13 protein-coding genes are annotated in these 17851 nt (G+C 39.2%); 5 read left to right on the top strand and 8 right to left on the bottom strand.

The genetic code is table 11. The features are described 5' to 3' along the window. Positions 1 to 127: 127 nt before the first annotated feature. On the top strand, positions 128 to 1354 hold the full coding sequence (locus ACINWC743_RS18305; RefSeq protein ID WP_009586510.1) for an MFS transporter: 1227 nt from the start codon (positions 128 to 130) through the stop codon (positions 1352 to 1354). Further along, on the top strand, positions 1347 to 1481 hold the full coding sequence (locus ACINWC743_RS25105; RefSeq protein WP_004831707.1) for a hypothetical protein: 135 nt from the start codon (positions 1347 to 1349) through the stop codon (positions 1479 to 1481). Before ACINWC743_RS18305 ends, ACINWC743_RS25105 begins: the two co-directional genes overlap by 8 nt. A 205-nt stretch (positions 1482 to 1686) precedes the next feature. Here the strand turns inward: ACINWC743_RS25105 and ACINWC743_RS18295 are convergent, their stop codons facing one another. From ACINWC743_RS18295 to ACINWC743_RS18270, 6 genes are all read right to left on the bottom strand, one after another. Beyond that, positions 1687 to 2931: an NADH:flavin oxidoreductase/NADH oxidase family protein gene (locus ACINWC743_RS18295; RefSeq protein ID WP_009586482.1), complete on the bottom strand. Its 1245-nt coding sequence runs from the start codon at positions 2929 to 2931 to the stop codon at positions 1687 to 1689. Positions 2932 to 3064: 133 nt separating this feature from the next. Beyond that, entirely contained in the window at positions 3065 to 4663 is a 1599-nt protein-coding gene (locus ACINWC743_RS18290; RefSeq protein ID WP_009586485.1) for an ATP-binding cassette domain-containing protein, read from the bottom strand. Continuing rightward, positions 4635 to 5651: an ABC transporter permease gene (locus ACINWC743_RS18285; protein ID WP_009586483.1), complete on the bottom strand. Its 1017-nt coding sequence runs from the start codon at positions 5649 to 5651 to the stop codon at positions 4635 to 4637. Before ACINWC743_RS18285 ends, ACINWC743_RS18290 begins: the two co-directional genes overlap by 29 nt. After that, the gene (locus tag ACINWC743_RS18280; protein WP_009586477.1) at positions 5651 to 6721 is read right to left on the bottom strand and encodes a microcin C ABC transporter permease YejB; all 1071 of its coding nucleotides are present in this window, start codon (positions 6719 to 6721) and stop codon (positions 5651 to 5653) included. The genes ACINWC743_RS18285 and ACINWC743_RS18280 overlap by 1 nt, the downstream gene beginning before the upstream one ends. A 114-nt stretch (positions 6722 to 6835) precedes the next feature. Continuing rightward, positions 6836 to 8674: an extracellular solute-binding protein gene (locus ACINWC743_RS18275; protein ID WP_009586466.1), complete on the bottom strand. Its 1839-nt coding sequence runs from the start codon at positions 8672 to 8674 to the stop codon at positions 6836 to 6838. 77 nt (positions 8675 to 8751) lie between these two features. Then, complete coding sequence (locus tag ACINWC743_RS18270) at positions 8752 to 12039, bottom strand: LysM peptidoglycan-binding domain-containing protein (protein ID WP_035301413.1); 3288 nt, start codon at positions 12037 to 12039, stop codon at positions 8752 to 8754. Positions 12040 to 12254: 215 nt separating this feature from the next. On the opposite strand from ACINWC743_RS18270, the gene dnaQ reads away from it, so the two are divergent. From dnaQ to nudC, 3 genes are all read left to right on the top strand, one after another. Beyond that, positions 12255 to 13670, top strand: coding sequence for a DNA polymerase III subunit epsilon (dnaQ, locus tag ACINWC743_RS18265; RefSeq protein WP_009586486.1), 1416 nt, complete (start codon positions 12255 to 12257; stop codon positions 13668 to 13670). A gap of 128 nt (positions 13671 to 13798) precedes the next feature. Then, complete coding sequence (locus tag ACINWC743_RS18260) at positions 13799 to 15442, top strand: hypothetical protein (protein WP_009586503.1); 1644 nt, start codon at positions 13799 to 13801, stop codon at positions 15440 to 15442. After that, positions 15442 to 16200 carry an NAD(+) diphosphatase gene (gene nudC / locus ACINWC743_RS18255; RefSeq protein ID WP_004831720.1) on the top strand — a complete coding sequence of 253 codons (759 nt, stop codon included), beginning with the start codon at positions 15442 to 15444 and terminating at the stop codon, positions 16198 to 16200. The genes ACINWC743_RS18260 and nudC overlap by 1 nt, the downstream gene beginning before the upstream one ends. Positions 16201 to 16236: 36 nt before the next feature. Here the strand turns inward: nudC and ACINWC743_RS18250 are convergent, their stop codons facing one another. Further along, on the bottom strand, positions 16237 to 17139 hold the full coding sequence (locus ACINWC743_RS18250; RefSeq protein WP_009586468.1) for an alpha/beta hydrolase: 903 nt from the start codon (positions 17137 to 17139) through the stop codon (positions 16237 to 16239). Beyond that, the gene (locus ACINWC743_RS18245) at positions 17123 to 17827 is read right to left on the bottom strand and encodes a BON domain-containing protein (RefSeq protein ID WP_004831722.1); all 705 of its coding nucleotides are present in this window, start codon (positions 17825 to 17827) and stop codon (positions 17123 to 17125) included. Before ACINWC743_RS18245 ends, ACINWC743_RS18250 begins: the two co-directional genes overlap by 17 nt. Between the last annotated feature and the right edge of the window lie 24 nt (positions 17828 to 17851).

The following is a 17851-nucleotide window of genomic DNA, read 5'->3' as shown; positions in this document are numbered from 1 at the left end:
AATTAAAATCATTGACCTAAACCGAGCAGATTGATCACTAAAATTTATCGATTGATAAAATTTTATTCTATCGCTAAGTCCCATTGAATCCTCTACAATTCTCATATGATGATTCAATGGACCACTTATGTCAGCGCTACAGGACGACACTCGCTTTTCTAAACCTCTCATTTATATGCTCATTGGAAGTGCCTTCATCTTGGCACTTTCTTTGGGTGTGCGTCATGGTTTTGGACTTTATTTAGTCCCGATGAGCCATGAGTTTAACTGGAGTCACCAAGTTTTTAGCTTGGCGATTGCCATGCAAAACTTACTCTGGGGTGCTGTTCAACCCTTTACAGGTGCACTTGCTGATAAATACGGCAGTAAAAAAGTTGTTGCAGTTGGTGGTGTACTTTATACGATTGGCTTGTTGTTGATGTCAGTCAGTTCAAATGCCCTTTTACTTGACCTCAGTGTCGGTTTAATTATTGGCTTAGCTCTCTCTGCAACTTCTTTTTCGGTACTCCTTTCAGCAGTTGGGCGTGCTGCTCATCCAAGCAAACGTAGCATGGCTATGGGGATTGCAAGTGCGGCAGGTTCATTTGGGCAATTTATCATGTTGCCTACCACTCTCCTACTGATTAAAAACTTTGGATGGTCTTCAGCACTAGTCATTACAGCCGTCTTGGTTGTATTGATTATCCCATTGGCATGGATGCTGAAAGCACCAATGTATACCCCGCCAAATGCAGTCAAGCAGGCGCTAAAACCGAGCTTAACCTTTAAACAAATTTTAAACATTGCATTTCATCATAAACCTTTTCTGTGGTTGGCCTTTGGTTTCTTGGTGTGTGGTTTCCAAGTGGTGTTCTTAGGGATTCATCTTCCAGGCTATCTGATTGATCATGGTTTTGATGCTTCAACAGGTACAGTATTTCTTGCACTGGTTGGATTATTTAATATTGTAGGAACCTATGCCGCAGGCTGGTTAGGCGATAAATATTCAAAACCTCATTTGTTAATGGGTCTCTATGGCTTACGAGGCGTAACCATCATTGCATTTTTGATGCTGCCACTGAGCATCTGGACGGTATACGCTTTCGGCATCATTATGGGCATTCTTTGGCTTTCAACGGTTCCTTTAACCAATGGCATTGTTGCCAATATGTTTGGTGTAAAATATTTAACCATGCTCAGCGGTATTGTATTTTTCACCCATCAAGTCGGCTCATTTTTTGGTGGCTGGTTGGGTGGCTTAAACCATGATATAACAGGTAACTACAACATCATCTGGGGTTGTTCAATTGCGTTAAGTCTGTTTGGCGTTATTGTGCATTTCTTCGTGAATGAGGAGGCGGTTGTCGATGACTGATACTGATATATGGTTAAAATTTGCTGTTTGGGGTGTCATTATTCTATTGTTGCTCTTGTCTAGCCTACTGTGGTTTAACACACCTGAACTGTTTGAATATTTTAATATGGCTTTTTGTGCACACTAATTTGAACTGAATTTGACGACTTAACCGTTTGAGCTGAATCTCAGTGCGATTGATTCAAAAGTGCTCAAAAAAGGCTGCCAGATAATCGTGATTATGGCAGCTTTTTTAAAATTCACTATTCAGTCTTTATTTTTTGAATAAAAAAGTTTAGGCGTTAAAAAGACCATTTCACAATGGTCTCTTTAATGATCAATCTTAGATGACCTTAAGCTGATTTGCGTGAGTTTATTCGCCCTTGAATCACAGCTTTGACATTATTTTTGGCATAATTCAAGAAAACTTTTAATGGTGAAAGTTTTGGATTTGGCTTTTTGCCTTCACCGATTGCTTTAAATTGTGCGGCATACCAAAGGATTTCCATAATTGCCATTTTATCAACAAAAGGAATACCAGTTTTGATTTGCTCTACTGCATAACGCACATCTTGACCTGCGATCAAATGATTACTCACATCAGGCTCTACTGCCAAAGGACGAGCAATACCAATAAATTCGCAAGCGCCACTCTCCAGTGCTGCATTCATCCCTTGCGCTGTGCGGAAACCACCTGTCACCATCAGATGACATTTAACCTCTTTACGGATTTTTTCAGCAAAATCTAGGAAATATGCTTCACGTGCAATAGTGCTTTGTTTACGCTTGTCAGCCTTTGCTCCCGCCATTGCTGGTGCTTCATAAGTTCCACCAGAAATTTCGATAATATCAATACCAGCTGCATCAATCGCTTTGAATACTTGCACCACTTCTTCTTCAGTAATTCCACCACGTTGAAAGTCCGCAGAGTTCAACTTAACCGATACAATAAATTTTTCTGAGGTTTTGGCACGAACTGCTTGATAAATTTCCAATAAGAAACGCATACGGTTTTCAATCGAACCGCCCCACTGATCTTGACGCTTATTGGTCAACGGTGAGAGAAATTGACTGATCAAATAACCATGTGCGCCGTGGAGCTGCACCCCTTCGAATCCCGCTTTTTCACAAATCCGCGCTGATTCTGCAAAACGCTGGATAATATCTAAGATTTCAGCTTCACTTAGCGCTCGAGGAGTCCCAAATGTGGTTGCCAATAATGGACTAAACGGTACGGCAGATGGCGCAACTGTTTCTTTATTTAACCCTTTTGGACACTGACGTCCCGGATGTGACAATTGAATCAATTGCACCATGCCGTGTTTTTTTCCGATATTTGCCCATTCAGTCAATTTGGCAAGATCTCGCTCGGTTTCAACCACAACCACACCCGGCTCATTTTTAGCACGGAAATCAACCATCACATTACCGGTGATCGCACAACCCAAACCACCTTTGCCCCATGCATCATACAATCCCAAATGCAGTTGATTGGGTTGTCCGGCATGGTTTGCCAGTGCCTCACTCATCGCACCTTTAATAATGCGGTTTTTAAAAATGGTCTTATTTATTTCTAATGATTCTGCAAGATGGCTCATGGTCAAATCTCTTCAATGATTAGAGTTTTTACTCTATTTTAAATTTATCATAGTTCAAGCGTAAATCTGACAATTTAATTTGTCAATTTTGTAAGTGTGACTGAAGAGATTAAAATTACTCAATCATTACAGCTTAATATTGACTCGCTTTAATTAAATTTTTTGTGTAACTATTCAACGGCTTGTCAAATAAATCTTGGGTATCTTGAAACTCGATAACCTTCGCCTCTTTCAGCACCAATACTTTCTGACAAAGTGCTTTGACTACTTGCAAGTCATGACTAATAAATAAATAGCTCATTTGATAGTCTTGTTGCAATTGACGCAATAATTTCACAATTGCACGCTGTGTGGTTCGGTCAAGTGCAGATGTTGGCTCATCAAGAATCAGTAATTTAGGTCGCAGGACCACTGCACGTGCCAAAGCGACACGTTGACGTTGTCCTCCTGAAAGCTGATGCGGATAAAGTTGTTTCACGACAACAGGTAATTCAACTTTATTCAAAATTTCATTGATCCGAATAATCATTTCTGATTCTTTTAAATTTTGTAGTGCCAAGCCCTCTCGAATAATCTGATCGACCGTCATTCTTGGGTTTAAACTGCTTAATGGATCTTGAAAGACAATCTGAAAATTGCAGCGTAGCGGTCTTAATTTGCGTTGATTCAAGCGATTAATATCTTGATTTAATAAAACAATATTACCTGTACTTTCAATCAGTCTTGCAATTGCCAAAGCTAAAGATGTTTTGCCAGAACCGCTCTCTCCAACAATCCCAATGGATTCAGCACGATTCAAACGCAAATTTAAAGGCTCAACCGCAATAAAATAATCTTGGATTCGATTGAAAAGCCCTTTCCGAATTGGAAATTTGACCCCGAGTCGATGTAAAGACAGTACCAAATGACTGTCATTCGGTGCTGGATTGGCTTCACCAAAGTTATGATCCAGTAAATATTGGGTATATGCTGTTTTAGGTTTTAGAAAAATATCTCGTACTAAACCCTTTTCTTCAACTCGTCCCTGATTCATCACGATCACTTGATTGGAATATTTACGAACCAAATTCAAGTCATGGCTAATCAGGATCATCGCCATTTTATGATTCAAAATCAGCAATTGTAATAAGTTTAAGACTTGGGATTGTAAAGTAACATCCAATGCTGTGGTTGGCTCGTCTGCAATAATAATTTCGGGTTTTTGTGCCAATACCGAAGCGATTAAAACACGTTGTCTTTGCCCGCCCGACAGTTCATGTGGATAACGTTGTAACTTATCCTCAGGATCATCCATCCCGACATCACACAATAAATCATAGACACGTTTTCTGGCTTTTTCTTTAGACATCCCTTCTAAAATTAAGGTTTCACCCACAATCCGTTCTACTTTATGCAATGGATTTAAAGCGGTCATCGGTTCTTGAAAAATCATGGCAATTTTTTTACCACGAATATTTAATATACCATTTTGATTGAGTGCCAATAAGTCGTGTTGATCATAGACAGCTTGCCCTGAAACTTTTAAATCATCGGGAAGTAATCCCAGTAAAGCCAAACCGCTGATAGATTTCCCGGACCCACTCTCCCCGACAATCGCTACAGTTTCACCGACATGTAAATCAAAATTCAGATTCTCAACCAGCACTTTCTGTTGTTTATTTTCAATGTGCAAATGTTTAACAGACAATAATAAAGATTCATCATTATTTTTGGCGTCTTGGATCGAATGCATCGCGTGTCGCCTCCCCAATATAAATTAATAATGACAAAACCAACGCCAATGTAAAAAAACCTGAAAGTGCAAGCCACGGTGCATCTAGGTTATTTTTGCCTTGTAGCAGTAACTCTCCCAAAGATGCGGCATCAGGTGGTAAGCCATAGCCTAGAAAATCCAACGCCGTAAGTGCTGTAATATTTGCAGTCAACATAAAAGGTAATTGTGACAAGCTTGAACTCATGACATTCGGCAAAATATGCCTAAAAATAATCACTAAATCGCTTACACCTAATGCACGCGCTGCTTGCACATAATCCAAGTGACGCGCACGAAGGAACTCCGCTCGCACAATACCCACCAACTCTGTCCAGCCAAAAATCAACATGATCAAAAACAGCCAATACACACTTGGCGTAAACAAACTGACTAAAATAATCACCATGAATAAAGTGGGTAATCCTCCCCAAACTTCAAGGATTCGTTGCCCAATCAAATCAATCCATCCACCATAATAGCCCTGAATCGCACCCACAACGACACCAAGAAAAGCAGCAAACAACGTAAGGGCAAAACCAAATAACAAGGATAAACGTAATCCATACAGGATTCTGGCCAAAACATCACGTCCTTGGTCATCTGTTCCCAACCAATTTTGTGCTGTGGGTGGCGATGGTACAGGGACAGCTAAATCTAAATTAGGGGTCTGATAGGAGAAGCGTAGAATAGGCCAAATCGCCCAGCCTTTTTCATCAATCAGCTGTTGAACAACAGGATCTCGATAATCAGCTTCAGTTTCAAAAACTCCACCAAAGGTTGTTTCTGGATAGGCTTTAAACACAGGCATGTAATAGTGCTGATCGTATTTGACCAATACTGGCTTATCATTGGCAATAAATTCAGCTGAAATAGAAATCACAAACAGTGCCATAAATAGAATAAAACAGCCAAAGCCCAATCGATTTTGTTTAAATTTCTCTAAACGGGCATGCATGATTGGTGACATTATTTCGCACCTCTTGATTCAAAATCAATCCGAGGGTCAATCACCCGATACAACACATCGCAAATCAATCTTAAAATCAGACCAAAGAGGGTCAAAAAGAATAAAGTACCAAAAATCACAGGATAATCACGCTGTTGTACAGCTTCAAAACCCAGTAAGCCTAATCCATCTAAATTAAAAATTATTTCGATCAGTAAGTTACCTACAAAAAACACCCCCACAAGCACTTCGGGTAACCCTGCCACAATCACCAATAAGGCATTACGGAATACATGTTTGTAGAGTACTGTATTTTCGGTCAAACCTTTGGCACGTGCGGCAAGGACATAATGCTTATTTAACTCTTCCATAAATGTATATTTTGTAAGATAGGTTAAACTGGCAAAACCACCCAGCACCATTGCCAACAAAGGTAAAGCCATGTGCCAAAAATAATCAATCACCTGCTCAAACAAGTTCAAACTGTGAAAGTTGTCTGATACAAAACCCTGTAATGGAAACCACTGAAAATAAGAACCACCAGCAAAAAATACGATCAACAAAATCGCAAAGACAAAAGCAGGAACGGCATAACCTACAGCGAGTAGCAATGATGTTGCTCGATCAAAAAAAAGACCATTCTGTTTGGCTTTCCTTATACCCAAAGGAATGGAAATTAAGTAAATCAGCAAAGTGCTCCATAAACCCAAAGACATTGTGACTGGCATTTTTTCGAGTAAGAGTTCTGTAACAGGTTTATCTTTAAAAAAACTGCTGCCAAAATCAAAAGCCAAATAATTGCTCAGCATCAGTCCAAAACGTCGATACGCGGGTTGATCAAAACCATATTGCTTTTTGATTTGCTCAACCATTTCTTGGCTCAAACCTTGCGCACCACGATACTCATGACGGTCAATCGAAGCAGAAATCCCACCCGTGCCGATATTATCTCGTTGAAAGTTTTCTGCTTGCTGAATCGCCTGTTCAACAGGTCCGCCTGGTGCAATTTGAACCACAACAAAATTGATCAATAAAACAAAGAACAATGTTGGAATGATCAGTAATAGCCTTTTGAGTATATATGTGCCCATTGCAACAAGGTTCCTTATGTCCTCATGAGGATGGATGAATCAATTTAACTACAACTTAATTTGAGTCACTTATGTTTTGCATACTATTGTCTTTTAGACAATTTTTTTCATCGATTATCTTTTTAAATATTGCTCTACTTTTTTAGTTTCAATCGGATCAGCCCACCAATACTCCAAACCGAGTGATAGTTTGGGTTTAATTACAGGTTGATGATACATGTTCCAATAGGCATACCAATTTTTATCATTGCCATAGGTCAGAATTTGATAATAACCAGCACGTAACACACGATCGAGTACACGTGTATGTAATACCAGTTGTTCACGATTTGGGGAAGCAATCATCTTTTGGATCAATTGATCAATCACAGGATTTTTAATTCCTGCATAGTTATAATTGCCTATCTCATCTGCCGCTTTAGAACCCCACATTTGAGCCTGTTCAGCACCTGGTGTCAAAGATTGTGGCATGTCCATTGGCGTCATCTGAAAATCCAAACGGCGCATAAGTTCAGTATATTGCGGCAAATCCACTTGGCGAATCGTGGCTTGAATACCGAGTTTTTTTAAATTGCGTATATAGGGCAGTAAAGTTCGTTGCGCACCATCCTGATGAATCAAAAACTCAATGCGAATAGGTTTCCCCTGCTGATCAAGCAATTGACCTTGGTAAAAACGATACCCTGCTTTTAATAAAATAGAACGTGCAATCAACAGGTTTTGACGATTAAAACCACTGGCATCAGAAACAGGATATTGCCAATCTGCTAAAACACCTTCTCGTTGTAAAGTTGGAAGTTGTTTAAGATAAGGTTTAAGAATCTCTAGTTCTTGAACACTGGGTTTCCCCGTTGCAGCTAGCTCACTGTTTTGAAAATGGCTTTGTAGTCGAATATTTTGACCATATAACAAAGCTTTGTTGATCCATTCAAAATCATAAGCATAGGTTAAGGCCTGTCGAAAATACAGATCATTAAAAGGTGTTTTTCGGGTATTAAATACCAAACTTTGAGTTAATGCCGGTGTTTGAATTTTAGCGGTATAAGTTTTGACTAGTCCTGCTTTTACCGCAGGAAAATGATAAGCAGTCACCCAATTGCGCGCGCTTTTCTCTTGGTAAAATGTATACTGTCCGGACTTAAAGCCCTCAAAAGCAACTTCAGGACTGCGATAATAAACATATTTGATTCGATCAAAGTTATAACGTCCGCGATTTACAGGCAAGTCTTTTGCCCAATAGTGTGGGTTCCGTCTATAAGTAATACTACGTCCAGAATCAATTCGTTCAATTAAATAAGGACCAGATCCTAAAATCGGTTGCAAAGTCACTTTGCTATAGTCTTTATTTTTCCAATCCGCTTTTGAGTAAATTGCGATCTTTGCCAAAATATAAGGCATATCAGGATTATGGGCAGATTTAAAGGTCATTTTTACCTGATACTTGGACAACACTTCCGTTTTTGCCAAATCAGATAAATACATTTGAAAGCCAAGATTGGCTTTGGTCTGAATCGTATCAAAGCTAAATTTGATATCTTCAGCGGTGACTGGTGACCCATCACTAAAACGGGCTTGAGGATTTAGGTGAAAAATGACAAATTTGGTTTTAGCGGGGTCATAACTGACTTTTTCAGCAAGTAGTGGATATAACACACCTGGTTCATCCAATGAGCTATCCATCAAGCTATCAAATACATAGTTGATTCCTTCAGTCGAACTGCCTTTGCCATTCAAACTGTTTAAATTATCAAATGTACCGATACTTGACGTACTGATATAACCGCCTTTTGGCGCATTGATATTGGCATAAGGCATAACCTGAGCTTTGACATATAATGGCGAATTATAAACCGCAATATAAGGTGTAGTCTGAATTGCAGCAGCTACATCCACTGCAATACCTCCCCCCAATGCCAATACGAACGTACTGACATGTGTAAAACTCAGGTGCATTCCCCTACTTTCCTTGATTCAAAAAATCATTTTGAAAATTTAAATCACTCAGTAAATCCATCTACCACCCAAATCAATTAAAGATTTGGAACTTTGATAATACTACCAATACGTAAAGCGGCATTTGGTTTCAGATCATTCATCTCAGCTAATGCGCCAGTATCGATACCGAACTTACTGGCTAAACGAATCAATGAGTCGCCACTTTTCACTTTGTACTCAGTGACAGTTTTAGGAATACGAATGGATTGACCGCGCTGTAAACCAGCACGTGGACTTAAATCATTCATCTCAGCCAGTTCTTGTACGGATAAACCCACACGACTTGCAATGACATTTAAAGATTCGCCTGCCTTAACAGCATAACTTTCAGTATTCTTACTCGCTGCTTTAGATGAAGACTTTGCTGAAGCTTTTAAGTCTTCCTTTTCCTTAGAAAACGAGGATTTACTGGGTAAATCTCCTTCAATTTTCAAACGTTGTCCAACATCAAGTGCTTGATTACGAGATAAACCATTTAAGTCGCTCAAATAGCTCAACTGTAATTTATATTTCTTGGCAATACTTGCCAGCGTCTCACCTGATTTTACGACATGAATGTCCTTGCTTGAAGCTTCAGATTTCGCTTCATTTTTGCTATGTGCTCTGTCTTTAGCACTACTTTCAGGTGTCCCTGTTAATTTGAGCTTTTGTCCAACCAGCAAACCTGAGGTCGTCGTTAGACCATTTAACTCAGCAATTTGGTTAACTTGTAAATTATATTTGTTGGCAACTGCAATCAAACTATCGCCCGATTGAACTGTATAGGTCTCTGGAGTAGAACTTCCAGCAGGAATTTTGATCACCTGACCTACAAGTAAGTTTCGAGATGGAGAGAGTTTATTCAACTCAGCCAACTCCGTTAAAGATAATTTAGACTGTGCTGCAATACTGGATAAACTATCACCACTTTGAACTTTATAGTTTTCCGTTTTATAGCTTGGTTCAGATTTCAGATTTTTAAACTTACTTTGCTCAGCCACTTTCGACTCAAGCTTGTTCTCTTGCTCATTCACTTCATTAAGGGGCACATTGATTTTTTGCCCGACAAACAAACTGCTTGAAATATCTAATCCTGGAGTTAAATCAGCAAGTTCATGAACTGATAATGCATAACGATCAGCGATGATTTTGAGATATTCACCACGTTTGACCACATAAGATTTAGTTCTTACTTTAGCAACGGGCTTAGATGTATCTGCTCGAACCACAGTCTTATTAATTTCTGATAATTTATCATCAGCAGTATCTTTAAGTTTTAATTTTTGACCAACAAATAAATTACTGTTGGTATTCAAATTGTTATAACTTGCCAATTGTGAAACCGATAAATCAAATTGATTGGCAACGCCAGTTAAGCTGTCATTCGGTTTAACCACATAAGTGGTCGGTGCTGACTCTGTTGATTTCCGTGAGGTGGTTGGCGCATCAATCTGTGGTTTAGCATCATACAAATACAATGTTGCACCAACAAATAAAGTTCCATTTGGATCCACTTGGTTCCATTTGGCAATGTCACGCCAATTGACTCCATTTTTCAAAGCAATCGTTGCTAAAGTATCACCTGCCAAAACAGTATAAGTGCTGCGTTTACCTTTAGGAGGCTCCACCACGACTTCAGTATCAGTTTTCTTAAAGTTCTTATCTTGATTCAGTTTCGCTTCTTCAGAATTTGCTGGTGTAGTATCAGCCAAGCCTTTAGGATAGGCAAATCCAACCGTATTTTCTCTACCCTGCACTTCTGCGACTGATTGACTGGTCTGAATCGCAGTCAATTTAATTTTGCCATCATACGGATCTAAAACTTCCGTACCTTGTGGCGCAATTGCTTTAATTTCTTTAACAACTTCTTCTTTTTCTGCTTGTGTTGCTTGTGGCTCTAACACTTGTTTAACTGTTTCTTTTTCACCTTCAGCTTTCACCGCGGCAAGAATTTGGGCCTTTTCTCGTGCAGAAATAGGCGGTTCTACGGCAACAGGTTTAACATTGGCAGCCGTAGTAACGGCAACAGGAATACGTGGTGCACTTGGAATATCTGCATTGGCGGCAAATCGCGCCAAAGCATCTGAGCCCTGTGGCGTATTCTTTAAAGTATTTACTGAATTTGCAGTGCTGGTTGTCGTAGTGGTTGCTTTATTTGAACTCAATACAGGTGGCGTGGTACGGGTCGGCGTAATCGATTGCGTTACCGTAGACGTTACACCAGCAGGTGTTAAAGTCTGGGTTGCTGTCGTTGGGCTATTATTGCTTGCCCAAAATCCACCATCAGAGCTTGATTTTAAAGCTCTTAACTTGGAATCAATTGTTGGGCTTAAATCAGCAGGAATCAAAATTCGTAAAGTACTTGATGGATCAACAACTTCACCACGATGCCCCGGATTCAGCGCGTACAATTCCGCACGGCTTAAACCTGTGATGGACGCAATTTGATTCAATTGTGCACCTGGTGGAACAGCGACTTCTCTAAAATGCGGACGATTGGCAATCGGCGGTAAACTTACACCATATTTAGATGGATTTTTAATGATTTGTGCGACCGCCAAAAAGCGCGGAACATAGTTCATCGTTTCTTGTGGTAATCGTAATGACCAATAGTCTGTTGGCAACCCTGCTGCTTGGTTTCGATTAATTGCCTGTTGAATTCGTCCTGGACCAGCATTGTATGCTGCCAATGCCAATTCCCATGAACCAAACTGATTATACAAACCACCTAAAAACTCATATGCTGCACGAGTGGATTCAACCACATCACGACGCCCATCGTACAAACTGGTTTGTCTTAAACCGTAAATTTTACCTGTGCTTGGGATGAACTGCCACATTCCCGCTGCCGCAGCACTACTGGTTGCAGCAGGATCGTAAGAACTTTCAATGATTGGTAATAATGCCAATTCAGTTGGCAAACCGCGACGTTCAGCTTCTTTTACTGTATGGTAAAGATAACGTGATGCACGGGCACTCAAACGATCTATATAAGGTTGACGAGAAACGAACCAGCTTCGTTGCGCATCAATCCGTGGGTCCCAATGGTTTTCATCCATTTTAAAACCAACAGACATGCGCTTCCAAACGTCACCATGTTTTAAAATCAATAAACGATCACCTTCTACCGCACGCATATCAGTTGCTGACAGAAGATCCTCTAGTGAATCCAAACTGTTCGCGTCCAACATTCCTGACGACTTTGATGTTTGAGTTTTTGACGTCGATGGGTTCGAAGAACACCCAGCAGTCAAACCCAGTGCCGCCAATGCAGATGTTAATAGTGATAGTTTAAAGAAAACAGATGCAGTAGGTTGCCACACCATTGTGGTAGGTTTAAACATAAGGGTTCCGAACAACATTTAGTAAATTATTTTATCTTTGCCATTTTAGTAGAGCTTAGGGCGCATACAAGGCAAAATTTGAATGCGAATTGCATACAAATGTTACAAGAAATTAAAAAAATCTCAGTTCATGCGTAGAAAACGCTGATTTGCGTATACAATAAATTCTTAAACCGCGATGTTCAACTCTTAATTCACTTTCATTGGTTATTACTATGTCACAAACAATCACACTTTATGTCGACGGTGCTTGTAAAGGCAACCCAGGTCCTGGTGGCTGGGGTGCTTATATCATCACTGAAACTGAAGAGCATAAATTGTGTGGTGGTGAGCTGGATACCACCAATAATCGTATGGAGCTAAGTGCTGCTATTGAAGGCATTTCATTTTGCCCTACAGAAGCGAAACTGATTATTTGGACCGACTCCAACTATGTAAAGCGCGGTATTACCGAATGGATTGAAGGTTGGAAAAAGAAAAATTGGAAAGATGTCAAAAATCCTGATTTATGGCAAAAATTAGATCGCGTATGTAGAGGTCGTGAAATCGAATGGAATTGGATTAAAGGTCATGCAGGTCATGCAGGCAATGAAATGGCTGATCAGTTGGCAAACTTAGGTACGGAACAAACATTGGCAGCAAAAAACACGAAGGTGCCTCAATCAGCCACCGAACAGATTGTAGAAAATAATGATAAAAAAAAAGATGAAAAAGACTGGTTGCTTGATGATCCCTTCGGATTTGACCTGATGGAATCCGATGAAACTATCGATACTGAATTGCCGACACCCAAACAAACTGTGACAAGTTCTGAGACACCAAATAATAATTTGCGTGATCAAGATGTAGTAGAACAGGTTGAACAAAGTACTCAAATGAAAGATATGAATATTCACCCGCAAATTGTGATTACACCTGCGACCATAAAACTGCATGGACCTAAACAGTTTATTCTTGATACCGAAACCACAGGTTTTTATTATCAGGACAGTGATCGAATTGTTGAAGTTGGTGCGATTGAAATGGTCAACCGTAAACTCACAGGCAGTTCGATTCACATCTACATTAATCCAGGAAAACCTGTAGGTGAGTCAGAAGCCATCCACGGGATCACTGATGAATTTTTAAAAGACAAACCCAAGTATGAGGAAATTGCAGAAGTCCTATTCGACTACTTAAAAGGCAGTGAAATCATTGCACATAATGCAAGCTTCGATATGAACTTCTTGGATATGGAATTCAAACGCAGTGGTCTTCCTGCCCTGTCTGAAGTGTGTACAGTGACTGATACTTTAGCGATGGCTAAAAGTAAGCATCCAGGACAAAAAAACTCTTTAGATGCACTTGTTCGACGTTACGAAATTGTTCAACGTGATCGTACTTTCCACGGCGCATTGCTTGATGCTGAAATTTTAGCCGATGTTTATCTCGCAATGACAGGCGGACAAGTATCCTTTGACATGGATGCTATTTCTGCACATACTGAACAAGCTCAGGGGAATACAACACGGCAAAAAATTGAAATTGATGTTCCAGTAATTTACGCTTCAGATGAAGAATTGGAAGCACATGAGAACTGGGTCAATAAATATCAAGAAAAACATGGGGAAGCCTGCATTTTTGCAAAATAAAATTTCCTATTTAGGCTGATTTTTTTCTGTAAAAAGTCCCTTGTTCAGCTATATTAAAACTTAGAAAATTAGCCTCGTTTTGAGGCTATGCAATAGAACATTTAGATACCCAGGAAAGGTGCAGATCAATGTCTTACCAAACCTCTATACATTTTGATCCGACGGCATTACTGATTATTAAAAAAGAAGTCGATAATTCAATTTTACAAGTTGAATCTGCTGTCAGCAGTTTAGTTGAAGATCAAACTTTACCCTTTGGTATTGATGATGCATTGCTACAACTGGAACAATGTAGTCATGTACTGATGCTGATTGACATGCCTCAAGTTGCCAAAATTGCCGAACTTTCAGCACAAGTCATGCGTAAAATCATGCAAAACCCACGTGAAATCAATACTCAAGATGTGATTGCATTGAGCGAAGGTACAACCATGCTCAAACGTTACATCGAGTTTAGTTGTCTACGTGAAGTCAAAGTGCCACAATTTTTGCATGACACACTAAACCGCTTGGAACTTTCTTTAGGTTTAGAACTCACGCCAGAAGGTCAAGCTATTATGCCACTACTGGATTGCGTGACGCCTAGTTTTAATCTCTTACAAACTCCAGATTTGGAACATTCAGTGCATGTACATAAGCTTTATAAGCTGTGTCTGCATAAACTCTTAAATCAACAAGAGACAGATTTAGATCTGCAAGGGATAAAACTGGTTGGCAATTATTTAGCCAATATCGCTCAAGGACAACCGAGTGCTCAATATTGGGCGCTGATTGCTGTGGCTTTAAATCAGATTGAAAATATTATCCTCAACGATACACGTTTAAGAACATTAATTAGCATCGAAACCAACATTTCATCATTCTTTAAAGACCTTGCAGGATTTATTCCATCCTTAACCGATACTGCAAATGTATTGAGTATTTGTATTAGTCAGGAAGATGAAATTTCCCAACACATTCGTGAGCAAATCAATGTAGGCGAAGATATTTTAACGGATACTCAATTACAGATTTTTAGTCGTCATTTGTACGGACCAGATTTCGATACGATTCATAGTGTCAGCCAGCTCATTACAGATGAAATGTCGCAAATCCGTAATGATATCGAGTTTAATTATCAAAATATGAGTGATGAGAAAACTCAAGAATTAAAGAGTAAACTCACAGACCTTGCACATGTATTTAAAGTACTTAACTTAAATGAAGCCTATAGCGAACTAAAACAGCAAGCTGATCTGTTGTCTCAAGAAAACATGCTGAGAGATGAAAACTATGCACAGCAATTGATGAATAGTATTCTATCTGCGATGAACTCTATTGGAATTCTTGAACGAAATTACACTTCTAATCGCTTGCAATTAAAGGTCAATAATCTACATATTTCTTTAGACCGTCTTGATGAAGCTCACACCGCTTTACTGACTGAAACTAAGGCAATGGTCGATTTAAGCTCACAAACACTGGTTCAATATTTACAAGATCCGCAATCTACAAGTCTAGAACTACTACCTTCTCAATTATATGAAATTGGAGGAGCTTTATTGTTCCTTGCAGCCAAAGATGGTCAAAAGGCATTGGCACAGTCTGCCGAATTTATTCAGTCTGGACTCAACAAAGAACAGATATTTAACCAACAACAGATCAATAAACTTCTGGATGTGTTAGCCAGTGCAGATATGATGATTGAAAATCTACAGAACAAACAACCTGTTTTGCAAACGATGTTTGATGTAGCATTAGCAAGTAGTCAAAATTTAAAATCGGTAGCCTAATGTCAGAATTATCAGTTGCTTATATCTTTCATCACCAACAACTTTTAGTAGATGAAAACTTACAACTTCCGAAAGTAGAGAAATTGGCAAGTGATATCAGTTTTAACTCGGGTGATCAAATCATTGCCCGAGATCTTTTTATCGAAGATGAAATTCCACAAGGTTATCAACTGATTCCAATTCGACAGCTCATCTCACAATGGACAAAATCTGAATTTGAACAAGCCAGCCGAGCAGTGCAACTGCTTGAATGGCGTCGAAATCATAAATTTTGTAGTCACTGTGGACATGAAACAGAAGTTCACCCGATTGAATATGCAATGGTTTGCCCTGCCTGTCGTTATCACCAATACCCTCGTGTACAGCCGTGTATTATTACGGTGATCACACGTGGCGAGAATGAAATTTTATTGGCTAAAAATGCCAAGAATAAAAGTAATATGTATGGTCTGATTGCAGGTTTTGTTGAAGTCGGTGAAACCCTTGAAGAAGCGGTAAAGCGTGAAACTTTGGAAGAAGTCGGTTTAAAAGTAAAGAATGTACAATATTTATCGAGTCAACCGTGGCCTTTTCCAAGTAATTTGATGCTCGCCTTTAAAGCCGAATATGAGGCGGGTGAAATCGTATTACAAGAAGAAGAGATCAGTGATGCGCAATTTTTCAAATTTGATCAATTGCCTGAAACGCCGTTCACAGGCAGTATTGCACATGCCATGATTGAACATGTGATTCACAATACACCGATGCACCAAGATTAATTTGATCCATATCCTTAATAAAAAGCCTAGCGATTGCTAGGCTTTGTTCATTGCATCATCGAGTACTTTTATAATTTCCGATCGTGTCATAAAGAAACGACTGAATAAACTCGAAACACTTCCCATAATCGAGATATGTCCCGTTTTAGGAATCGTCAAGATTTCACAATGATTACCTTGTTCATGTAATTGTTGTTTGAAATCAAATGAGTTCGAAGGCTTTACGATTTGATCATTTTCAGCCAGAAATAAATAATGCTTTACATCATTCTTGGCAACAAAGTAATAAGGCATCACTTGTTGATATGGAATCGCCTGATCAAATGCATCTTCAGCCAAAGCATCACCTGTATAATCAAAATGATAAGGTCCCGCAATTCCAATCATGGCTTTGATGTTTGGTTTTAGCGCCAAAGCATAACTTTTGGGATGATAAAGCAATGAGGCAATATTAAATGCCCCAGCTGAATGCCCCATGAGTGCAATTTTATCTGTAGTAATCCCTAAACGTGTTTGCTGTTGTTCAAGATAATTCAAAGCAACGGCTAAATCATCAACATAGCTTGGAAACTTATGTTCAGGTGCTAAATGATAATTCATAATCGCAACGTTATAGCCATAGCGACTAAATGCTTCACCTACAAATTTATAGGCACTTTTATCACCATGATTCCAAGCACCACCATGTACAAAAACAATTAAAGCTTTGTTATGTGTTTGATGGGAAAGATATAGATCTAAACGTTGTCGAGCTTTTAAACCATAAGCAATGTTTGATTTTATGGAATACCCCTTTTTAGGGGTTAGTCCATTGATCGTTATGCTGCCTAAATCATATAAACGAAAATCTTGATAATGTGCTTTAAACTTGACTTTAAGCTGTTGAAATTGCTTATCAAGTTTAATTTTTAGCAATTCTAATCTATTGTTGGATAACATTATTGTTTTGCCCTGAAGCATCTGGATCAATTGCAACAGGGGTTTGCACATCTGGTTGTTGTGCATTGTTTACCACAGGTGCCGTAAACGATGAAGTTTGAACTGAATTATTTGCTTGCTCAACATTGTCAATCAAGGTCACAATTTTAGTCACATTTCCAACCTTTTGTAGAACATCATTTAAATCTGCGATTTCAGCATTATTTAAACGACCCAAAACATACAGTACGCCATCTTCAGTATGAACCAAAACTTTGTTATCAGAAACGACAGGCGCTTTCATGATTAAGCCACGCGTATTTACGGTGACAGAAGCGTCTTGCATAATGGTGCTATAGCCGATTTGATTGCCAACAGTTAAATAATTATGTACCGCTTTTACGTCACTCATTGCACGTAAATTGTCTTCGGCAAGCTGCTTTAAATGTGCATCAGGCACTTGTCCAGTCAGTAAAACATTACTATGGAAACTATTAATATTTACACGAGATTGTTTAAATCGAGCATCCAGCTTATATAGATTAATTTTCGCAGTACGCTCAATAGAAGAATCAATAAAAACCTGCCCTAAAGATCGGACACCGCTTTCTGTTCCCACTGGTGAAGAACCAGTACCACCTGAGATAAAACTAGCGCAACCAGACAAACTTGCTACACACATCATGGTGATGACAATACGCTTTAACACTCAGCAAGACTCCTAATGATTTTA

Origin of the sequence: Acinetobacter sp. WC-743, assembly GCF_000335555.1 — a bacterium.
GTDB classification, from domain to species: Bacteria; Pseudomonadota; Gammaproteobacteria; order Pseudomonadales; family Moraxellaceae; genus Acinetobacter; species Acinetobacter bereziniae.
The sequence above is the reverse complement of the archived record's forward strand: the minus strand, read 5'-3'. Positions and strand labels throughout refer to the sequence as shown.